A 16,867-nucleotide genomic window follows, 5' to 3' on the forward strand; every position below is an offset into this window, starting at 1 on the left:
TGGCGAATGCCGTTATAAGGCGTTGCGGAGTCCGTCATGCTCATTCGTCCCTGGTTTGCAACTGGCTGTACAGATCGCCGTCGGCGAGCAGATCCTGTTTGCTGCGTTCACTGTTCGCGGTGCTGATCCGGCCTTTTTTGGCGCTGTCGTGGAAGTCGAGGGCGGCGAGGGCAAAGCGTTCCTTGTCGGCATCCGATGGTTCGTCGTGCAGCGCCACCGGCACCCGTTGCCCGGGATAACACAGCCACAAGGCGCCCTTGGTTGCGTAGGCTTTGGACAATTTCAAGCGCTGCGCATCATCGATATTGACCCGTCCGTCATCGTCAGTCCGACCTTCGAGCAGCGGGGCATCTTCGCCGTCCTGCACGATAGACCAGGCTGTGTGCGCCAACGGGAAACCGTCGTCACCCGGAACATCGGTCAACTTGATGTCGAAGAAATACTCCCTGGGTTCCGGCGGGGGGGCGAGCACGCCGGGTTGGGCGCTGCCGAGCAGGTTGCCGGGCTTGGCTGACGGCGGAGGTACCGGCAGTTTTGGCAGCAGTATCGCAATCCCCGAACCACTTCCCGCCGCGCCCCCGGCATTGATTTTCACCACTGGCCCGATCACGGTGATGCCGCCGCCATCGAGTTTGATGAAGCTGCCGCCGGCCTTGATCGTCAGTTCCGTACCGGCCTCGATGACCATTTTTTCGCCGGCCCTGAGGTGTATTTCCTGGCCGGCGCTGGTCAGTTGGGCGGTGCCGAGTTTGACGTGCTGGTTCTGGCCGACGGTCAGGTGATCGTTGGCTTTGACCTCAACCTTGCGATCGGAAATCGTGGTGCGGTGTTCCTCGGCCTTGAGCTCGGTGTAAGTGTTCTTCACCACCGTGTCGTGGCGTTCATTCCCGACCCGAATCTTCTGGTCATGCTCAACGTTCTCATCCCAATCACGCTGGGCATGAATGTAGATCTGCTCCGCACCTTTCTTGTCTTCAATACGCAGTTCGTTATAACCACCGCCCCCCGGTGAGCTGAGCGTTTTGAACACGCTGCGAGTCTTGTTCGCCGGCAAGGCGTACGGCACCGGGTTTTCCTTGTGGTACAGGCAACCGGTCACCAGCGGTTGGTCGGGGTCGCCTTCGAGGAAGGTGACGAGGACTTCCATGCCGATGCGCGGGATGCTGATGGCGCCGTAGCGGTCGCCGGCCCAGGAGCTGGAGACGCGCAGCCAGCAGCTGGTTTTGTCGTCGGCGAGGCCTTCGCGGTCCCAGTGGAACTGGACTTTGATGCGGCCGTATTGGTCGCAGTGGATTTCTTCGCCTTTGGGGCCGGTGACCATGGCGGTCTGGCTGCCGAGGACGCGCGGTTTCGGGTGTTCGAGGGCCGGGCGGTAGAACACGTCCCACGGGGTGGCGAGGAAGGTGTTGCGGTAGCCTTGGTGGAAGTCGTCTTTGTTGTCGGTGGTGTCGCTGGTCACGCCTTCTTCGAGGACTTGCGGTTGTTTGCCTTCGTGGAAGATTTCGGTGAGCAGCCACAGGTCGTTCCACTCGCTGCGCGGGTGGTCGGACATGGCCATGAAGTGGCCGCTGACCAGTTTGGTCTGGTCGCCGCGACCTTCGGCCTGGCGGTAGTCGGCGCGGTGGCGTTCGAGGGCGCGCTGGCTGAGGAACTTGCCACGGGCGCGGTCGATGAAGCGGCCGGGGTAGTCGTAGTCTTCCAGATCTGGCTCAGTGCTCTCGCCTTCGGGTTTATAAGCCGCTTCCATTTGCAGGCGCGGTTTTTCGAAGTCGTAGTCGCGGCGCGTGGTGCGGCTGGTGCGAGTTTCCAGGCGCAGCTTGAAGCCTTTGATTACCGGTTCTTCGGCGACCATGCCGCTGCCTTGCACGTACGCGGTCGGCTGGCCGAGGTCGGGGAACACGGTCTGGTCGTCGCCGAACACCAGCAGGTGGCCTTTGTCGCTGTGCTGGAAGTGGTAGTGAATCCCTTCCTCTTCGCACAGGCGCTGGACGAAGTGCAGGTCGGTTTCGTCGTATTGCACGCAGTAGTCGCGATCCGGGCATGGCTGGCTGAGCTGGAAGCTGTAGGCGTTACCCTTGATGCCGTGCTCTTCGAGGATCAGCGCGATGATTTTCGGCGCCGACATCTGCTGGTAGATGCGCTGGTTGGTGCGGTGATGCAGGTATTGCAGTTGCGGCACCATCGACACTTTGTAGCGGGTCAGGCGCTTGCCGGCATCGCCTTGGGCGACGCGGTAGATCTGCCCGTGGATGCCGGAGCCTTGCGGATCGAACGCCAGAAACGCCTGCTTGTGCAGCAGTTGTTCGAGGTCCAGATCAGGGTTTTCGCTGACCAGTTCGAGGTCGAAACGAAACGGCTGGCTGATGCCTTCGGTGCCGGTGAACGACAGCACTTGCAGGTCGCCGACGTAGTCTTCGACCTTGAGGCTGAAGTGGGTTTCGTTTGCGGGGTTGAACATCTCAGGCTCCTTGAGATTTACGCCGGTCATCCACGGGCGTTTTGCATCGGTCTGGAGAACGCAGACAGGAGCTGGATGTTAAAGGGAAAAAGTTGCGCAAAAAGTTGCGCACATGGGAGGAGGCCCCCGGTCTATAAGGGTAAAAAGGAAGTGATTCAGAATGTTTCTTGGCGATGTGCCATCAGTCAAGCCCGAAAAGAGGTGGTTTTCGGGCTTATTTTGTAGGTTCGTTCAGATCAGTTGCGGGGCAAATTCCACCACCGGCATTTGCCGTTTCATCAACACCTTGCCGCTGCGAATCGAATACAACGGCAAGCCTTGGCTGCGAATGACCTCGTAATCACTGTCCGCCGACAGAATCAGCAGATTCGCCGGACGCCCCTGTTCCAGGCCATAGCGCTCACCCAGATGCATGGCTTTGGCGCTGTTGTCGGTGACCAGGTCCAGCGCACTTTGCAGGTTGCGATAACCGAGCATGTGGCAGATGTGCAGCCCCGCTTCGAGCACCCGCAGGATATTGCCGTTGCCCAGCGGATACCAAGGGTCGACGATGGAATCCTGGCCGAAACACACGTTCATCCCGGCTTCGAGCAGCTCATTCACGCGGGTCACGCCACGGCGTTTCGGGAAGTTGTCGAAGCGTCCTTGCAGGTGGATGCTTTCGGTTGGGCAGGAGACAAAACTGATTCCGGAATGACCGAGCAGGCGGAACAGTTTTGCGCAGTAGGCGTTGTCATAAGAGCCCATCGCTGTGGTGTGGCTGGCGGTGACGAGGGCGCCCATGTCGCGGCTGCGTGCTTCTTCGGCGAGTACTTCAAGAAAGCGTGAGTGCGGGTCGTCGGTTTCGTCGCAATGCACGTCGACCAGACAACCGGTGCGCTCAGCCAGATCCATCAGAAACTTCACCGAACTGACGCCCTGATCGCGGGTGTACTCGAAATGCGGAATGCCGCCGACCACGTCGGCGCCCATGCGAATCGCTTCTTCCATCAGCTCGCGACCGTTGCGGAACGACTCGATGCCTTCCTGCGGAAACGCGACGATTTGCAGGTCGATGAGGTGACGGCTTTCCTCGCGCACTTCGAGCATGGCTTTGAGCGCGGTGAGTTGCGGGTCGGTGACGTCGACGTGGGTGCGCACGTGCTGGATGCCGTGGGCGGCCAGCGTCTGAATGGTTTTTTTCGCGCGGGTCTTGGTGTCTTCTTCGGTGATGGTGACCTTGCGCTCGCCCCAGCACTCGATGCCTTCGAACAGCGTGCCGCTCATGTTCCAGCGCGGCTCGCCGGCGGTGAGGGTGGCGTCGAGGTGAATGTGCGGTTCGACGAAGGGCGGCACCACCAGATTGCCGCCGGCGTCGAGGTCATCCGGGCCGAGTGTCGGCGCTTCGGTCTGGCGGGCGATGTTGCGGATCAGACCGTCTTCAAGGTGCAATTCGTGCAAACCTTCCTGGTTGCGCAAACGGGCGTTGATGATGTGCATCAGGCGAATCCTTTTTTTATAGGTCTTGTAGTGGCGCGGTCGCGCTGCGAGCGCCGAGCACGCCGGTGACGATGACATACGTTAGCGCGGCAGCGGCGATGCCTACCAGCGGCGCGATCCACGGCGAGCTGAACGCGGCGATGGTGCCGACCGCATAGGCCCCGAGCCCCGGCCAGTTGAACGCCGGCAACCGTGCGTCGGCCAGACGCGGATAGTGCCCGCGCCAGCGGTAGAAAAAGTCGGCCATGATCACCCCGCCAATCGGTGGAATCACCGTGCCGAGCAGAATCAGATATGGCACGAGCATGTCGTACATGCCCAGCAGAGCGAGCAGGGTGCCGATCACCGCGCCGGCGAGGGTCACGGTTTTACGCCGACCGGTGCGCAGCAGGTTGCAACCGGCGACGGCGAAGTTGTAGATGGTGTTGTCCTGAGTGCTCCAGATGTTCAGCAACAGCATGGCCATCGCGGCCATGGCGAAACCTTGCAACAGCAGCACTTCAACCACGTCCGGTTGCTGATAGACGATGGCGCCGTACGCGCCGATCAGCACCATCAGGCCATTGCCGATGAAGAAACCGATCAGGCTGGCCAGCACTGCGACCCGGGCCGAGCGTGAGAAACGCGTCCAGTTGGTCGCTTGCGTCGCGCCGCTGACGAAGGTGCCGAACACCAGGGTGATCGCGGTCGACCAGTCCAGCGAACCGCTCGGCACCACGCTGAGCAAACCTTCGAAACCGCCGACTTTCACCGTCGCCACCCACATCGATAGCATCAGCAGCAACATCATCGCTGGCACGGCGATGTACGACAGAATTTCCAGCCCGCGATAACCGACATAGGCCGTGGCGCAGAACAGCAGGCCGAACAGCACCATCAGGCCGAGCACCGTGCCTTCGTCGAGATCGAAATATTTACCGATCACAACGGCAGCCGTCGCCGTGCCCCAGGCATACCAGCCGATCTGGGTGAAACCAAGGATCAGGTCACTGAGCTTGCTGCCGACTTCGCCGAAACAGAAACGGCCCATCAGTACCGAGTTGAGGCCGCTTTTGAAGGCGATGTAGCCCAGTCCTGCCGCATACAAACCCAGCAGCAGGTTGCCGACGACGATCACCGCCATCATCTCGCCGAAACTGAACGCCACGCCGAGCTTGCCGCCGGCAAACATGGTCGCGGTGAAAAACGTGAAACCGAGCAAGACCATGGCCGTGGAGGCCAGACCTTTGCGTGCATGCATCGGCACTTCGCTGAGGGGGTAATCGTTGCCGGGATCGTTCTGCGTCATGGGGCGGTCCTTGCTGGAATAGAGGAGACGCGGGGGAGGGTTGCAGTGGTCGTGCCAAACGCCGGATGGCGCGGGTTATGTATAGACGAGTCGCGTCGGCAAGCGCGAAAACAGTGCACCTGAATACACCGGAGCCCCAATGTAGGAGCTGCCGAAGGCTGCGATCTTTTGATCTTGTTTTAAAAAGCAAAATCAAAAGATCGCAGCCTTCGGCAGCTCCTACAGGTGGATAGGTGTTGGCTCAGAGGAAGCGCAGCAGGGCGGCGACGATGGCTTCGGGGGCGTCTTCCTGGACGAGATGACCGGCGTTGGCAATCGGGTGGAATCGTGACCCCGGGATCATTTGCTGTAACGCACGGCCACGTTCGATGGGTATCCACTGATCGTCTTCACCCCAGAGAATCTGCACCGGGCAGCGGATCGTCGGGTACAGCGGTTCGGCCTCGCGGGTGTAGCGCTCGTCCATCTGCGCAATCTGCCGATAGAACGCCGCTTGTCCCGGATCGCCGAGCCACGGTTGCACGTAGGGAGCGAGTTCGTCGTCAGGAATATCCCGGTGAATCGCCCCGCGAATATAGGTTGGCACGATGGCGCGCTGGATGTAATCGGGCAGGCCACTGAACGCCGCTTCATGCTGACGTACATGTTGCACGAACGGCGAACCCCACGGCGTCAGCGCCACCGGATCGATCAGCGTCAGGCTGCGGTAATCCTTGCCGTTGAGCAGGTGTGCGCGCAGCACGGTGGCGCCGCCGAAGTCATGAGCGACGACGTCGGGGTTTGCAATATTCCAATGCTCGAGCAACTGCGCCAGCAGTTGGTTTTGCACGCCGAGGGAGACGTCGGCGTCGGGTTGCTCGGAGCGCCCGTAGCCCAGCAGATCGAAGTAATGCACGCGATGCGTGGCGAAAAAATGCGGCGCGATCCGATGCCATACGTACGACGAAAACGGCGTGCCATGCACGAACACCAGCGGCGGGCCGTCGCCGCGCACGGCGTAACGAATGTGGTGCCCGTTGAAGTCAAAGACCTGATCCAGCAGCCAGTCTGTCATGGGCCTGTCCTCTTGGCGGGTGGGAGCCAAAAAGCATAGGCGTAAAAAAACAGCCGTGAAGGCTGTTTATTCATTCACTGACACGCCGCCTATCCCTGTGGGAGCGAGCTTGCTCGCGAAGGCATTGTGTCAGTCAATATTTATTTCACTTGCAAACCGCATTCGCGAGCAAGCTCGCTCCCACAATGGTCTTCAGTAATCTCTGCATTACTCACCGCGATAGATGCAACCGCTGGTGCACGTCTCGTGAATCCGGATCGCGCTCAATTCCGGCAGCAACGGCTTCATTTCATTCCAGATGAATTTGGCCAGCACTTCGCTGGTCGGGTTTTCCAGGCCGGGAATGTCATTCAGATAGTTGTGATCGAGACGCTCGTACAGCGGCTTGAAGATCGCTTTGATCTCGGAGAAATCGCGGATCCAGCCGGTGTGCGGATCGAGGTCGCCGCTGAGGTGAAGCGCCACTTTGAACGAGTGACCGTGCAGACGTCCGCACTTGTGGCCGTCCGGGACGTGCGGCAGGCGGTGGGCGGATTCGAAAGTAAATTCCTTGAAGATTTCCACGGTATTTTCGGCTCTGTTCAGATGGTGTTCGCCGCAGCGATTCGGGCAGGCGGCGAGTTTACCAGCTTGTGTTTGGCCGTGCTGACTAAAGGGTCAGCAAGCGCTCGGCGAGGCGACCATTGGCAGTCAGTTCAAGGAATTCGTCGCCGAGGCGGCGGCTCTCTTCCATCGCCGCGTGCCAGTATTTCTGCCGGCCCGGCGCATCCCCCATAAAGCGCTTGAAGTCATTGCGGTCGGGCAGTTTGCCGAAGGGAAGGCGCGCCAGATACTCCTTCGACGGCGCGAGCAACAGCACGTCCTGCAGGCGCTCCACCGAGGCCTTGCGCCACGGCAGGGTCTTGTCGAACCAGCCGGGAATCACCCGATCAGTGAAGTGCGGATAGAGCACGATGCCGTCACCGCTGTAGGGCAGGTCCAGATGATAGTCGAGCAGACCACCGTCGCGGAAAGTGCCGGCACCGGCGCCCGGCAGGTCGCGCACACCTTCCATGACCATCGGTATCGACCCCGAGGCCAATAACGCTTGGCGCAGATTGCCGGCATTCAGCGCAACGAAGCGTGACGGGAAATCGTTCATCGCATTGACCGGTGGGGCCAGACGCGGGTCGTGGATGATCAGCCGTTCGAAGTGCCGCGACAGCCGTGCGCGGCCGCGCAGGTTGTCGGCGATCACCGAGCCCAGCGCCAGACCCAAGCGCCCGCGATGATCATCGGCCAGACGCCCCTGACTTTTCACCACCATGATGTTCAGACGGTAATGCGCGTTATCGAGGATGCTCGCGTCGCGGCCATCGAGCAGGTCATTGAGCATGCGCTGCGAGCTCTGACTGATCTCGGCCATGGTCACGCCTTTGTTGAAGTTCTGCTCGGCGTACAGATGGCCAAGACGGCGGATGCCTTCGGCGGCGTCCGGCAAACAGGCACTGGCGAAGCGCCAGGAACCAACCGAGGCGCCAATCAGCGAGCGCTCACGCGGTGCGCTCGGCAGCCATTCGCCGAACAATGCCAGATCCAGCCCCTGAATCCCCAACGCCTTTGGCCCACCGGCAGCGCCGGGCAGGGTGCCGACGTCGGCGGCATCCAGGCCTTGCGCACGAATACGCGCCATCGCGCGTGGGCCGGCCTTGAGGGTGAGGGCGGGGAATTTGATGTGGATGGCGGTCATACCGGTCTCGATCGTTAGCAAGCGAAGGATTATAGAACGATGATGTCCCCTGTGGGAGCGAGCTTGTTCGCGAAAGCGTAGGGTCAGTCAACGATGATGTGTCTGATACACCGCATTCGCGAGCAAGCTCGCTCCCACAGGGGGGCCTATGTTGAGCTGGGGCAATGATGGCAATTCAGTTTCAGTTAAGTTCATCCCGCTAAGGTGCCCACCGTGAAGCAACACATAAAAATACGGAGACACCATGAAAACCCTGACTGCCCTGTCCATTGCCTCGATCATCGGTTTCACTGCCAGCCTCGCCCACGCCCGCGATCTCGGCCCTGACGAAGCCCTGCGTCTGCGCGACGCTGGTACTATCGTCTCCTTCGAGAAGCTCAACGCCACCGCGTTGGCCAAACACCCGGGTTCGACGATCACCGACACCGAGCTGGAAGAGCAGTATGGCAAGTACATCTACCAGATCGAAATGCGCGATCCGCAGGGGCAGGAGTGGGATCTGGAATTAGACGCGGTGACTGGGCAGGTTCTCAAGGATCATCAGGATACGTAATGAAGGTTAATGTTCGCGCCACTCGCCGCACGGCGTTGGCGCTGGTGATGTGTTGCTCGACGGCGATGGCCCGCGACCTCGGTCCGGACGAAGCCCTGAATCTGCGCAAGCAGGGCGTGATCCTGCCGCTGGAGCAAGTGCTGCAGCAGGCGATGGACCGCTATCCCGGCGCAAAACTGCTGGAAGTCGAGCTGGAAGAAAAACACGACGTCTACATTTATGAAGTCGAGTTGCTGACCGTCGAAGGTGTCGCCCGTGAGCTGCACTTGAAGGCCGATACCGGCGAACTTGTGAAAGACAAGGAAGATTGATCGATGCGTTTGCTATTGGTGGAAGACCATGTACCGCTGGCCGACGAACTGCTCGCCGGCCTGCAACGCCAAGGCTACGCTGTGGATTGGCTGGCGGACGGTCGTGATGCGCTGTATCAGGGCAGCAGTGAGCCCTATGACCTGATCATTCTCGACCTCGGCCTGCCCGGCGTGCCGGGGCTTGAAGTGCTGGCGCAGTGGCGCGCCGGCGGTCTGGCGATCCCGGTGCTGATCCTCACGGCGCGCGATTCCTGGGCCGAGCGCATCGAAGGCCTGAAGGCCGGCGCCGATGATTACCTGACCAAACCGTTCCACCCCGAAGAGCTGCAACTGCGCATTCAATCGCTGTTGCGCCGCTCCAAAGGCCAGTCCAATCAGCCGACATTGCAGGCTGCCGGACTGCATCTGGACGAGGGCCGCCAGTGTGTGGTGCGCGACGGTGCCGACATTCAACTGACCGCCGCCGAATTCCGCCTGTTGCGCTATTTCATGCTGCACCCGGAGCAGATCCTCTCCAAAAGCCACCTCGCCGAACACCTCTACGATGGTGAGACCGAGCGCGATTCCAACGTCCTCGAAGTGCATGTCAATCACCTGCGGCGCAAGCTCGGCAAAAGCGTGATCGAAACCCGTCGCGGTCAGGGTTACCTGTTTGGCGGACAAGCTTCGTGAGGTCGATCCAGCGCCGCTTGAGCCTGGGTTTGATCAGCGTGATGGTGGTCGTCGGTGTGGTGGTCGCGCAAACCAGCCTGTGGTTGTTCGAAGTGGGTTTACAGCGTTATCTCGAAGCCGGTCTGCGCAACGACAGCGAAAGTCTATTGGTGGCGCTGGTGCGTGGCCCGCAGGGTTTGCAATTGGATGAGCGGCATTTGTCGCCGGCCTATCAGCGACCGTTTTCCGGGCATTATTTCCGCATCGATTTCGCCGACAGCCATTGGCGTTCGCGCTCGCTGTGGGATCAGGATCTGCCGTTGCTTGACCATCCCGGTCTGCACAGCAATCTGCAACTGGGCCCGGACGGCCAGCAATTGCTGGTGCTGCGTTCGGACTATCGACGCTTGGGTCAGTCGATCTCGATCAGCGTCGCCCAGGATTACACGCCCGTGCGCGAGAGCTTTCAGCGCATGCGCCAGATCGGCCTCGGCCTCGGTCTGGCGGCGTTGCTGTTGATTCTGTTCTTGCAGCGCTTGACCGTGCGCCGTGCGTTGAAACCGCTGGAAAGGGCTCGCGAACAGATCGCGCAATTGCAGCAGGGCCAGCGTTCACAGCTGGATGATCAGGTGCCGGTGGAGCTGGAGCCATTGGTGGCGCAGATCAACCATTTGCTCGCACACACCGAAGACAGCCTCAAGCGCTCACGCAATGCCTTGGGCAACTTGGGACACGCCTTGAAAACGCCGTTGGCGGTGTTGTTGAGCTTGGCCTCAAGCGAAAAACTCGATGCTCATCCAGAGTTGCGCAAGGTGCTCAAGGAACAGCTGGAGCAGGTGCAGCAGCGGCTCAATCGTGAATTGAACCGTGCGCGACTGTCCGGGGATGCGTTACCGGGCGCGCTGTTTGATTGCGATGCGGAACTGCCGGGGTTGCTCGCCACGTTGAACATGATTCATGGCGAGCATCTGGCCTTGAGTTATGTCGCGCCGGCGGGGTTGCAACTGCCGTGGGATCGGGAGGATTTGCTCGAGTTGCTCGGCAATCTTTTGGACAACGCTTGCAAGTGGGCGGATGCCGAGGTGCGCCTCAGCGTGATCGAGCGCGCGGATGGCTTTGCCCTGAGCGTGGAAGATGACGGCCCGGGGATTCCCGAAGAACAGCGCACTGAGGTGTTCAGCCGGGGGACGCGGCTGGATGAGCAGACCCACGGGCATGGCCTGGGGCTGGGGATTGTCCGCGACATTGTCGAGACCTGGGGCGGGTTGCTGGTGTTGGGCGAGAGTGAGTGGGGCGGGTTGAAGGTGGTGATCGAGTTGCCTCGGCGGTGAGCCTTTTAGAAGCCCCTCACCCTAACCCTCTCCCGGAGGGAGAGGGGACTGACCGCGTTGTTTGGGAGAGGTACGCCGACGTGAGATACCGAGTCGAGCTCAGGGTTTGAAAGCCTTCCCGTGATCTGAAATACCGAGCCGAACTCAGGTTTTGAAAGCGTTACCGGGATCTGGAAAATCGAGTCGAACTCAGGTTTTGAATGGCGTGGAGATCGGCTCCCTTTCCCCCTCGCCCCCTTGGGGGAGAGGGCTGGGGTGAGGGGGTAAGGATTTACCTGACACCCTCCAATCTTGAATCAAACCCGAAACTGATCCATCAAACTCTGCTGCTGATTCGCCAGACTATTGAGCGACTGACTCACCCGCGCCGACTCATTCGCCTGCCCGGACAACGACTCCGTTACATCACGGATCGTCGCCACGTTGTTATTGATCTCCTCGGCCACCGCGCTCTGCTCTTCCGCCGCGCTGGCAATCTGCAGGTTCATGTCGCTGATCACCGTCACCGCATCGCCAATCTGGCGCAGCGCAGTCACCGCTTGGCCAACCTGTTCAACGCTACCCTGAGCCTGACGATGGCTGTTGCCCATCGACCCGACCACATCCTGGGTACCGCTCTGCAACTGCTCGATGACCTGACGGGTTTCTTCCACCGACTCCTGTGTGCGGCGGGCGAGGTTACGGACTTCGTCGGCAACCACGGCAAAGCCACGTCCGGCCTCACCGGCACGCGCCGCTTCGATCGCAGCGTTGAGCGCCAGCAGGTTGGTCTGTTCGGCGATGGCGCGGATGGTTTCCAGCACGGCGCCGATCTTCTCGCTATTCGCCGCCAGACCTTCAACTTGCACCATCGCTGCGCTCATGTCAGCGGCGAGGGTGTCGATGCTGGCGGTGGTGCGGTCGATCACGGTCAGGCCCTGGCGGGTGGCGCGATCAGCATCCTTGGCGGCTTCGGCAGCCTGCGCGGCGCTGCGGGCGACGTCTTGCGCGGTGGCGCTCATTTCGTGGGAGGCCGTGGCAACCTGATCGACCTGGCGGTATTGCTGCTCCATGCCGGCGCTGGTCTGGGTGGCAATCGCTGAGGACTGGTCGGCAGTGTTGCGCGCATCCTGCACCGAACGTTTCACCTCGGCGATGATCGGCTGCAACTTGTCGAGGAATTTGTTGAACCAACCGGCCAACTGACCCAGTTCGTCCTTCTTGTCATAGGCCAGACGGCGGGTCAGATCGCCTTCACCGCTGGCGATGTCTTCGAGCATGTGCGCCACGCCGAGGATCGGTTTGGTCACGCTGCGCGCCATCAGCCACACCAGCAGCAGGCCGATCAACGCGGCCAGCACGCCGAGACTCAATTCGATCAGCGTGCCGGAGGTGTTGCTCGCGTCCAGTTGTTGTTTGAGCGCTTCGGCGCGGCTGACCAGGACTTTCTCTGGCACATCGAGCAAGACGCCCCACGACGGACCACCCGGAATCGGCTGGAACGGCGACAGCACTTTCAACTGGCCGTTGCTGTGCAGGCTGCTCACGCTGGTGCTTGAGGCGAGCTTGCTCAGCAGTTCGGCGCCGCTGATTTTGTCGACAGCATCCAGACGCTGGCTGAGTTTGCCGGCATCCGGGCTGTACCCGGCGAGCAGGCCGGCGGGGCTGATGATGCTCACGGCGGTCTGGCCGTCGTAGAGCTTTTTGCTCGCGCCCTGGCTGATCGCTTGCAGGCTGTTGAGGTTGATGTCGACCGACAGCGAGGCGATGACTTTGCCGTTGACCATCAACGGGAAGACGATGCTGGTCATCAGCACCTTCTGTCCGTCGATCACATAGAAGTACGGTTCGATCACGCATGGCTTGAGCGTGGCGCGCGGGCAGGTGAACCAGGCATTGGCCGCTTGGCCGCTGGGGCCGGTGCTGGTGTCGGCCATGTCGCTTTCCGGCAGGGCCATCGAGGTGACCTTGCCCGGTGTTGGTTGCGACCAGTACAGGGCGAAGCGGCCCTTGTCGTTGCTGCCCAGTTCAGACTGACCGGCGAACAGTTCGTCTTTGCCGTCCAGTGCATTGGCTTCGAACACCAACGACAGGCCGAGCAGATCCGGGTTGGCTTGCAGCGCCGATTTGACCTGTCGGGTCATGTCTTCGCGCAGATCGAAGGCATCGAGAAAGCGCTTCTCGGCCTGCTCGCGCAGGAACAACACCTGCCGCGAGAAGCCATGGCCGTACTGATAAGCGTCCATGAACTGCTGGCGGATACCGGCGGCCTGCACTTCACCTTGCGATTCGATGCGTGCCTGCGCCGACTCAGTGAGCATTTCCATGCTCGAAGCTTTCACCAGTTCGGAACTGTGCTCCATGCGATACAGCGAAAGACCCACCAACAGGGTCACGATACCGGCCAGGCACAGGCCGGCGAGCAGGGTGATTTTCCATTGGATGGAAAGTTGTCTGAGCGACATGGAGACGTCCTTATTCGATAAATATCTGAGACTTTGCACTGTAACGGCCGTGTTTCGGCTTTCTTTATCCTTGAAACACAATATGGCGGATTGCCGCACCCGAAATCGCCGGCTCACTTTGACACTGCGACCACTCTGCGGCACAGTGCGCGCCCTTCTAATAAGACCCTCTTTGCAAATCCGCCGGTTAAGCTTTGGCGGACTCATTCTGTCTGGCGGTCGGTTTTCCACCGCAGTGTTTTTCGAGGAAGTGAAATGAATGCAGTCATAGCGGCGGTCGGCGTCATGCTGGTGCTCAGCCTGTCCCGCGTGCATGTGGTGATCGCTCTGATCGTTGGTGCGCTGGTTGGCGGCCTGACCGGTGGTCTGGGCATCGATGCCACACTCAAGGCCTTCAACAGCGGCCTGGGCGGCGGTGCCACGGTGGCGCTGTCCTACGCGTTGCTCGGCGCTTTCGCTGTGGCGATTGCCAAGTCAGGCCTGGCCCATGCCTTGGCCGACAAGGCGCTGGCGATGGTTGACCGTCAACATGCGACCGGCGGTGGCAGCGTCAAATGGCTGCTGATCGGCTTGCTGTGGGTCGTGGCGATCGCTTCGCAGAACATCCTGCCGATCCACATTGCGTTCATTCCGCTGCTGGTGCCGCCACTTCTCTATGTACTGACCAAGCTGCAACTCGACCGTCGCTTGATCGCCTGCGTCATGACGTTCGGCCTGATCACGCCGTACATGTTTCTGCCGGTGGGTTTCGGCAACATCTTCCTCAATGAGATTTTGTTGGCGAATGTTGCGCGCAGTGGCGTCGACATCAGCGGCATCAACGTTACCCACGCCATGGGCATTCCGGCGCTGGGCATGGTCTTCGGCCTGGCGATGGCGTTCATCACTTATCGCAAACGGCGCGTGTACGACCTGGCGAAGATCGAGCAGGTCGAGCAAGTGGCGGTGCAGTACAACCCGCTGAGCCTGATGATTGCCGGTGTGGCGATTGCCGCCGCCTTCATTGTGCAGCTGCTGCTGGACTCGATGATTATCGGGGCACTGGTCGGTTTTCTGATCTTCTCGGTATCGGGCATCGTGAAATGGCGCGAGACCGATGACCTGTTCACCGAAGGCATGAAAATGATGGCGATGATTGGCTTCATCATGATCGCCGCGTCCGGGTTTGCCGAAGTGATGAAGGCCACTGGCGAAGTGCAGACGCTGGTTGAATCTTCGGCGTCGTGGATCAATCACAGCAAGGGCATCGGTGCGTTGTTGATGCTGCTGGTCGGGTTGCTGGTGACCATGGGCATCGGTTCGTCGTTTTCTACCGTGCCGATCCTGGCGGCGATCTTTGTGCCTTTGTGCGTGCAACTCGGGTTCAGCCCGATTGCGATCGTGTGCATCGTCGGCACCGCCGGCGCGTTGGGTGATGCCGGTTCGCCGGCCTCGGATTCGACCCTCGGGCCGACCTCCGGCCTGAACATCGACGGCCAGCATCACCACATCTGGGACACCGTGGTGCCGACGTTCCTGCACTATAACTTGCCGTTGCTGGCGTTCGGCTGGGTGGCCGCGATGGTCCTCTGAACCCCGCCGATCTCCTGTGGGAGCAAGCTTGCTCGCGAAAGCGGTGTATCAGCGACTTAATGGTTGACTGACACGACGCCTTCGCGAGCAAGCTCGCTCCCACAGGGGAATGGGGTAATCCCTTTGCTCAACTTTTGTGATGGCGTGCCGTTAAAGCCTTTAACCACGCCAATAAAATCAAAAGAGTGAGCTCCCACAATGCGCCTGAGCCTCAAGGCTAAAGTCCTCTCCCTCGCCGTTCTCCCGGTGTTGCTCTTTGCCCTGGTCATCAGCCTGACCACGCTGTTCATCCTCCAGGAACAGGCGCACAAAGAGGTCGAACAGACCCGCGAGCGCCTGCTCGGCGATGCCAAAGCGACCCTGCAAAGTTATGTCGCCGTGGCCATGACCACGATCAAACCGCTGTACGACGCCGCGGCGCCGGGTGACAACGAGGCGCGGGCGCAAGCGATCAAACTGCTTTCGGGCATTCGCTACGGCAAGGACGGCTACTTCTTCGGCTACGACTCCGAGACCGTGCGCCTGTTCAAGGCCAACGACCCGGAAGGCGTGGGCAAAAGCTTCAAAGACAACCGCGACCCGAACGGCGTTTACGTCAACCGCGGCCTGGTCAGTGTGGCGAAGGACGGCACGCACTATCTGCAATACAGCTCGCCGCTGCCGGGCAATGCGCAGGTGTTGGTGCCGAAACTCGGTTACACCGAATATCTGGCGAAGTGGGACATGGCAGTCGGTACTTCGGTCAACCTCGACGGCATCGAAGCGCAAGTGGCGTTGGTCGAAGCGCAGGTACAGGAGCGTATGCAAGGCGTGGTGCTGAGCATCGTCGGCGTTGCGGTGGTGGTGTTGTTGGTGATTGCGGCGGCGGGAATGCTGCTGGCCAATACCATTTTGCGTCCGCTGACCCTGATGAAAGCCAACCTCGATGACATCGCGGCAGGCGAGGGCGATCTGACCCGTCGACTGAATATCACCAGCCAGGACGAACTCGGCGAACTGGCCGGCTCGTTCAACCGCTTCGTCGACAAGATCCATGGCCTGGTGCGGCAGATCACCGAGATGACCACGCAACTGACCGGGCTGGTGACGCAAGTGTCCGATCAGGCCCAGCGTTCGGATCAGGCGATGGAGCGTCAGCGCCATGAGACTGATCAGGTCGCTACCGCGATCAACGAAATGTCCGCCGCCGCACAGGAAGTCGCCAAAAGCGCGCAGAACGCCGCCGTCGCCGCCCAGCAGACTGATGAAGAGGGCCAGAGTGCCAAGCGCGTGGTGGCCGGCAGCATCAAACAGATCCATGCGCTGGTCGATGACATCCGCAGCAGCGGCGTGTCACTCGACAGCCTGCAGCAGGACGTGACCTCGATTGTCGGCGTGCTCGGAGTGATCCGCTCGATTGCCGAGCAGACCAACCTGCTGGCGCTGAACGCCGCGATCGAAGCGGCGCGCGCTGGCGAGGCCGGACGCGGCTTTGCCGTGGTGGCGGATGAGGTGCGGGCATTGGCCAGTCGTACGCAGATCAGTACCCAGGAAATTCAGGGCATGATCGATCGTTTGCAGGCGGGCACGCAATCGGCGGTCGAGGCGATGCGCCGTTCCAGCGAAGCGGGTGACGGCACTTCACAGCAAGCCAATCAGGCCGGGGCTTCGCTGGATGCGATGGCCGAACTGATCGCGACGATCAACTCGATGAACGCGCAGATTGCCAGTGCGGCGGAAGAGCAGACGGCGGTGGCGGAAGAGATCAATCGCAGCGTGCATCAGATTGCGGTGGCGGTGGACAGCGTGGCCGATGAGACGCAGCTGGGTGCACAGACTTCGCGTAGTTTGGCGGAGCTGGGGCAGCGCCTGGGCAAACTCGTGGGTCAGTTCCGTATTTGACCGCTTGAGAAGCCCCTCACCCTAACCCTCTCCCGGAGGGAGAGGGGACTGACCGAGGTGTCTTGTGTCATCCATCGACCTGAGAAATCGAGTCGATTATGGATTCACAGCAGAGC

At 60.7% G+C, this 16,867-nt stretch carries 12 protein-coding genes and 3 pseudogenes; 7 read left to right on the plus strand and 8 right to left on the minus strand.

Annotation, left to right across the window (positions count from 1 at the left end):
- Positions 1–40: 40 nt before the first annotated feature.
- The 6 genes from GTU76_RS22950 to GTU76_RS22975 all read right to left on the minus strand — a co-directional run bounded on the left by GTU76_RS22950 (position 41) and on the right by GTU76_RS22975 (position 8,008).
- Positions 41–2,458: a type VI secretion system Vgr family protein gene (locus tag GTU76_RS22950; RefSeq protein ID WP_180699675.1), complete on the minus strand. Its 2,418-nt coding sequence runs from the start codon at positions 2,456–2,458 to the stop codon at positions 41–43.
- A 231-nt stretch (positions 2,459–2,689) separates the two neighbouring features.
- Positions 2,690–3,937 carry a cytosine deaminase gene (gene codA, locus GTU76_RS22955; protein WP_180699676.1) on the minus strand — a complete coding sequence of 416 codons (1,248 nt, stop codon included), beginning with the start codon at positions 3,935–3,937 and terminating at the stop codon, positions 2,690–2,692.
- A 16-nt stretch (positions 3,938–3,953) separates the two neighbouring features.
- On the minus strand, positions 3,954–5,225 hold the full coding sequence (gene codB, locus GTU76_RS22960) for a cytosine permease (RefSeq protein ID WP_180699677.1): 1,272 nt from the start codon (positions 5,223–5,225) through the stop codon (positions 3,954–3,956).
- 241 nt (positions 5,226–5,466) lie between these two features.
- Positions 5,467–6,279 carry an alpha/beta fold hydrolase gene (locus GTU76_RS22965; protein ID WP_180699678.1) on the minus strand — a complete coding sequence of 271 codons (813 nt, stop codon included), beginning with the start codon at positions 6,277–6,279 and terminating at the stop codon, positions 5,467–5,469.
- A gap of 207 nt (positions 6,280–6,486) precedes the next feature.
- Positions 6,487–6,843, minus strand: coding sequence for a 6-carboxytetrahydropterin synthase QueD (gene queD / locus GTU76_RS22970; RefSeq protein ID WP_007915588.1), 357 nt, complete (start codon positions 6,841–6,843; stop codon positions 6,487–6,489).
- An 85-nt stretch (positions 6,844–6,928) separates the two neighbouring features.
- Positions 6,929–8,008 (minus strand): patatin-like phospholipase family protein, encoded by a 1,080-nt coding sequence (locus GTU76_RS22975; protein WP_180699679.1) that lies wholly within the window; start codon positions 8,006–8,008, stop codon positions 6,929–6,931.
- 244 nt (positions 8,009–8,252) lie between these two features.
- Here GTU76_RS22975 and GTU76_RS22980 point away from each other — a divergent pair, with 244 nt between their 5' ends.
- Genes GTU76_RS22980 through GTU76_RS22995 form a run of 4 tightly spaced genes read left to right on the plus strand, consistent with a single transcriptional unit; the run spans position 8,253 to position 10,854 of the window.
- Complete coding sequence (locus GTU76_RS22980; protein ID WP_016986293.1) at positions 8,253–8,561, plus strand: PepSY domain-containing protein; 309 nt, start codon at positions 8,253–8,255, stop codon at positions 8,559–8,561.
- Positions 8,561–8,872, plus strand: coding sequence for a PepSY domain-containing protein (locus tag GTU76_RS22985; protein ID WP_064118601.1), 312 nt, complete (start codon positions 8,561–8,563; stop codon positions 8,870–8,872). Before GTU76_RS22980 ends, GTU76_RS22985 begins: the two co-directional genes overlap by 1 nt.
- Positions 8,873–8,875: 3 nt before the next feature.
- Positions 8,876–9,544 carry a response regulator transcription factor gene (locus tag GTU76_RS22990; RefSeq protein ID WP_016986295.1) on the plus strand — a complete coding sequence of 223 codons (669 nt, stop codon included), beginning with the start codon at positions 8,876–8,878 and terminating at the stop codon, positions 9,542–9,544.
- Positions 9,541–10,854, plus strand: coding sequence for a sensor histidine kinase (locus GTU76_RS22995; RefSeq protein ID WP_016986296.1), 1,314 nt, complete (start codon positions 9,541–9,543; stop codon positions 10,852–10,854). The genes GTU76_RS22990 and GTU76_RS22995 overlap by 4 nt, the downstream gene beginning before the upstream one ends.
- 296 nt (positions 10,855–11,150) lie before the next feature.
- Here GTU76_RS22995 and GTU76_RS30625 read toward each other — a convergent pair whose 3' ends face one another.
- Positions 11,151–11,906, minus strand: a complete 756-nt coding sequence (locus GTU76_RS30625; protein ID WP_371044236.1) for a methyl-accepting chemotaxis protein — start codon at positions 11,904–11,906, stop codon at positions 11,151–11,153.
- 102 nt (positions 11,907–12,008) lie between these two features.
- Positions 12,009–13,613, minus strand: a pseudogene (locus GTU76_RS30630) (methyl-accepting chemotaxis protein); the annotation flags it as partial.
- Here GTU76_RS30630 and GTU76_RS23005 point away from each other — a divergent pair.
- The 3 genes and pseudogenes from GTU76_RS23005 to GTU76_RS30640 form a co-directional block, all read left to right on the plus strand.
- Complete coding sequence (locus tag GTU76_RS23005) at positions 13,554–14,870, plus strand: Na+/H+ antiporter family protein (protein ID WP_175553753.1); 1,317 nt, start codon at positions 13,554–13,556, stop codon at positions 14,868–14,870. The pseudogene GTU76_RS30630 and the gene GTU76_RS23005 sit on opposite strands and share 60 nt — an antisense overlap.
- Positions 14,871–15,068: 198 nt before the next feature.
- Positions 15,069–15,845, plus strand: a pseudogene (locus GTU76_RS30635) (cache domain-containing protein); the annotation flags it as partial.
- Between the two features lie 312 nt (positions 15,846–16,157).
- A pseudogene (locus GTU76_RS30640) lies at positions 16,158–16,751 on the plus strand (methyl-accepting chemotaxis protein); the annotation flags it as partial.
- Positions 16,752–16,867 lie beyond the last annotated feature (116 nt).

It is taken from the genome of Pseudomonas crudilactis (assembly GCF_013433315.1).
GTDB classification, from domain to species: domain Bacteria; phylum Pseudomonadota; class Gammaproteobacteria; order Pseudomonadales; family Pseudomonadaceae; genus Aquipseudomonas; species Aquipseudomonas crudilactis.

Coding starts and splice junctions, on each gene's coding strand:
- GTU76_RS22950 (WP_180699675.1), bottom strand. CDS start 2,458: ATGTTCAACCCCGCAAACGAAACCCACTTCAGCCTCAAGGTCGAAGAC.
- codA (WP_180699676.1), bottom strand. CDS start 3,937: ATGCACATCATCAACGCCCGTTTGCGCAACCAGGAAGGTTTGCACGAA.
- codB (WP_180699677.1), bottom strand. CDS start 5,225: ATGACGCAGAACGATCCCGGCAACGATTACCCCCTCAGCGAAGTGCCG.
- GTU76_RS22965 (WP_180699678.1), bottom strand. CDS start 6,279: ATGACAGACTGGCTGCTGGATCAGGTCTTTGACTTCAACGGGCACCAC.
- GTU76_RS22975 (WP_180699679.1), bottom strand. CDS start 8,008: ATGACCGCCATCCACATCAAATTCCCCGCCCTCACCCTCAAGGCCGGC.
- GTU76_RS22980 (WP_016986293.1), top strand. CDS start 8,253: ATGAAAACCCTGACTGCCCTGTCCATTGCCTCGATCATCGGTTTCACT.
- GTU76_RS22985 (WP_064118601.1), top strand. CDS start 8,561: ATGAAGGTTAATGTTCGCGCCACTCGCCGCACGGCGTTGGCGCTGGTG.
- GTU76_RS22990 (WP_016986295.1), top strand. CDS start 8,876: ATGCGTTTGCTATTGGTGGAAGACCATGTACCGCTGGCCGACGAACTG.
- GTU76_RS30625 (WP_371044236.1), bottom strand. CDS start 11,906: ATGGAGCAGCAATACCGCCAGGTCGATCAGGTTGCCACGGCCTCCCAC.
- GTU76_RS23005 (WP_175553753.1), top strand. CDS start 13,554: ATGAATGCAGTCATAGCGGCGGTCGGCGTCATGCTGGTGCTCAGCCTG.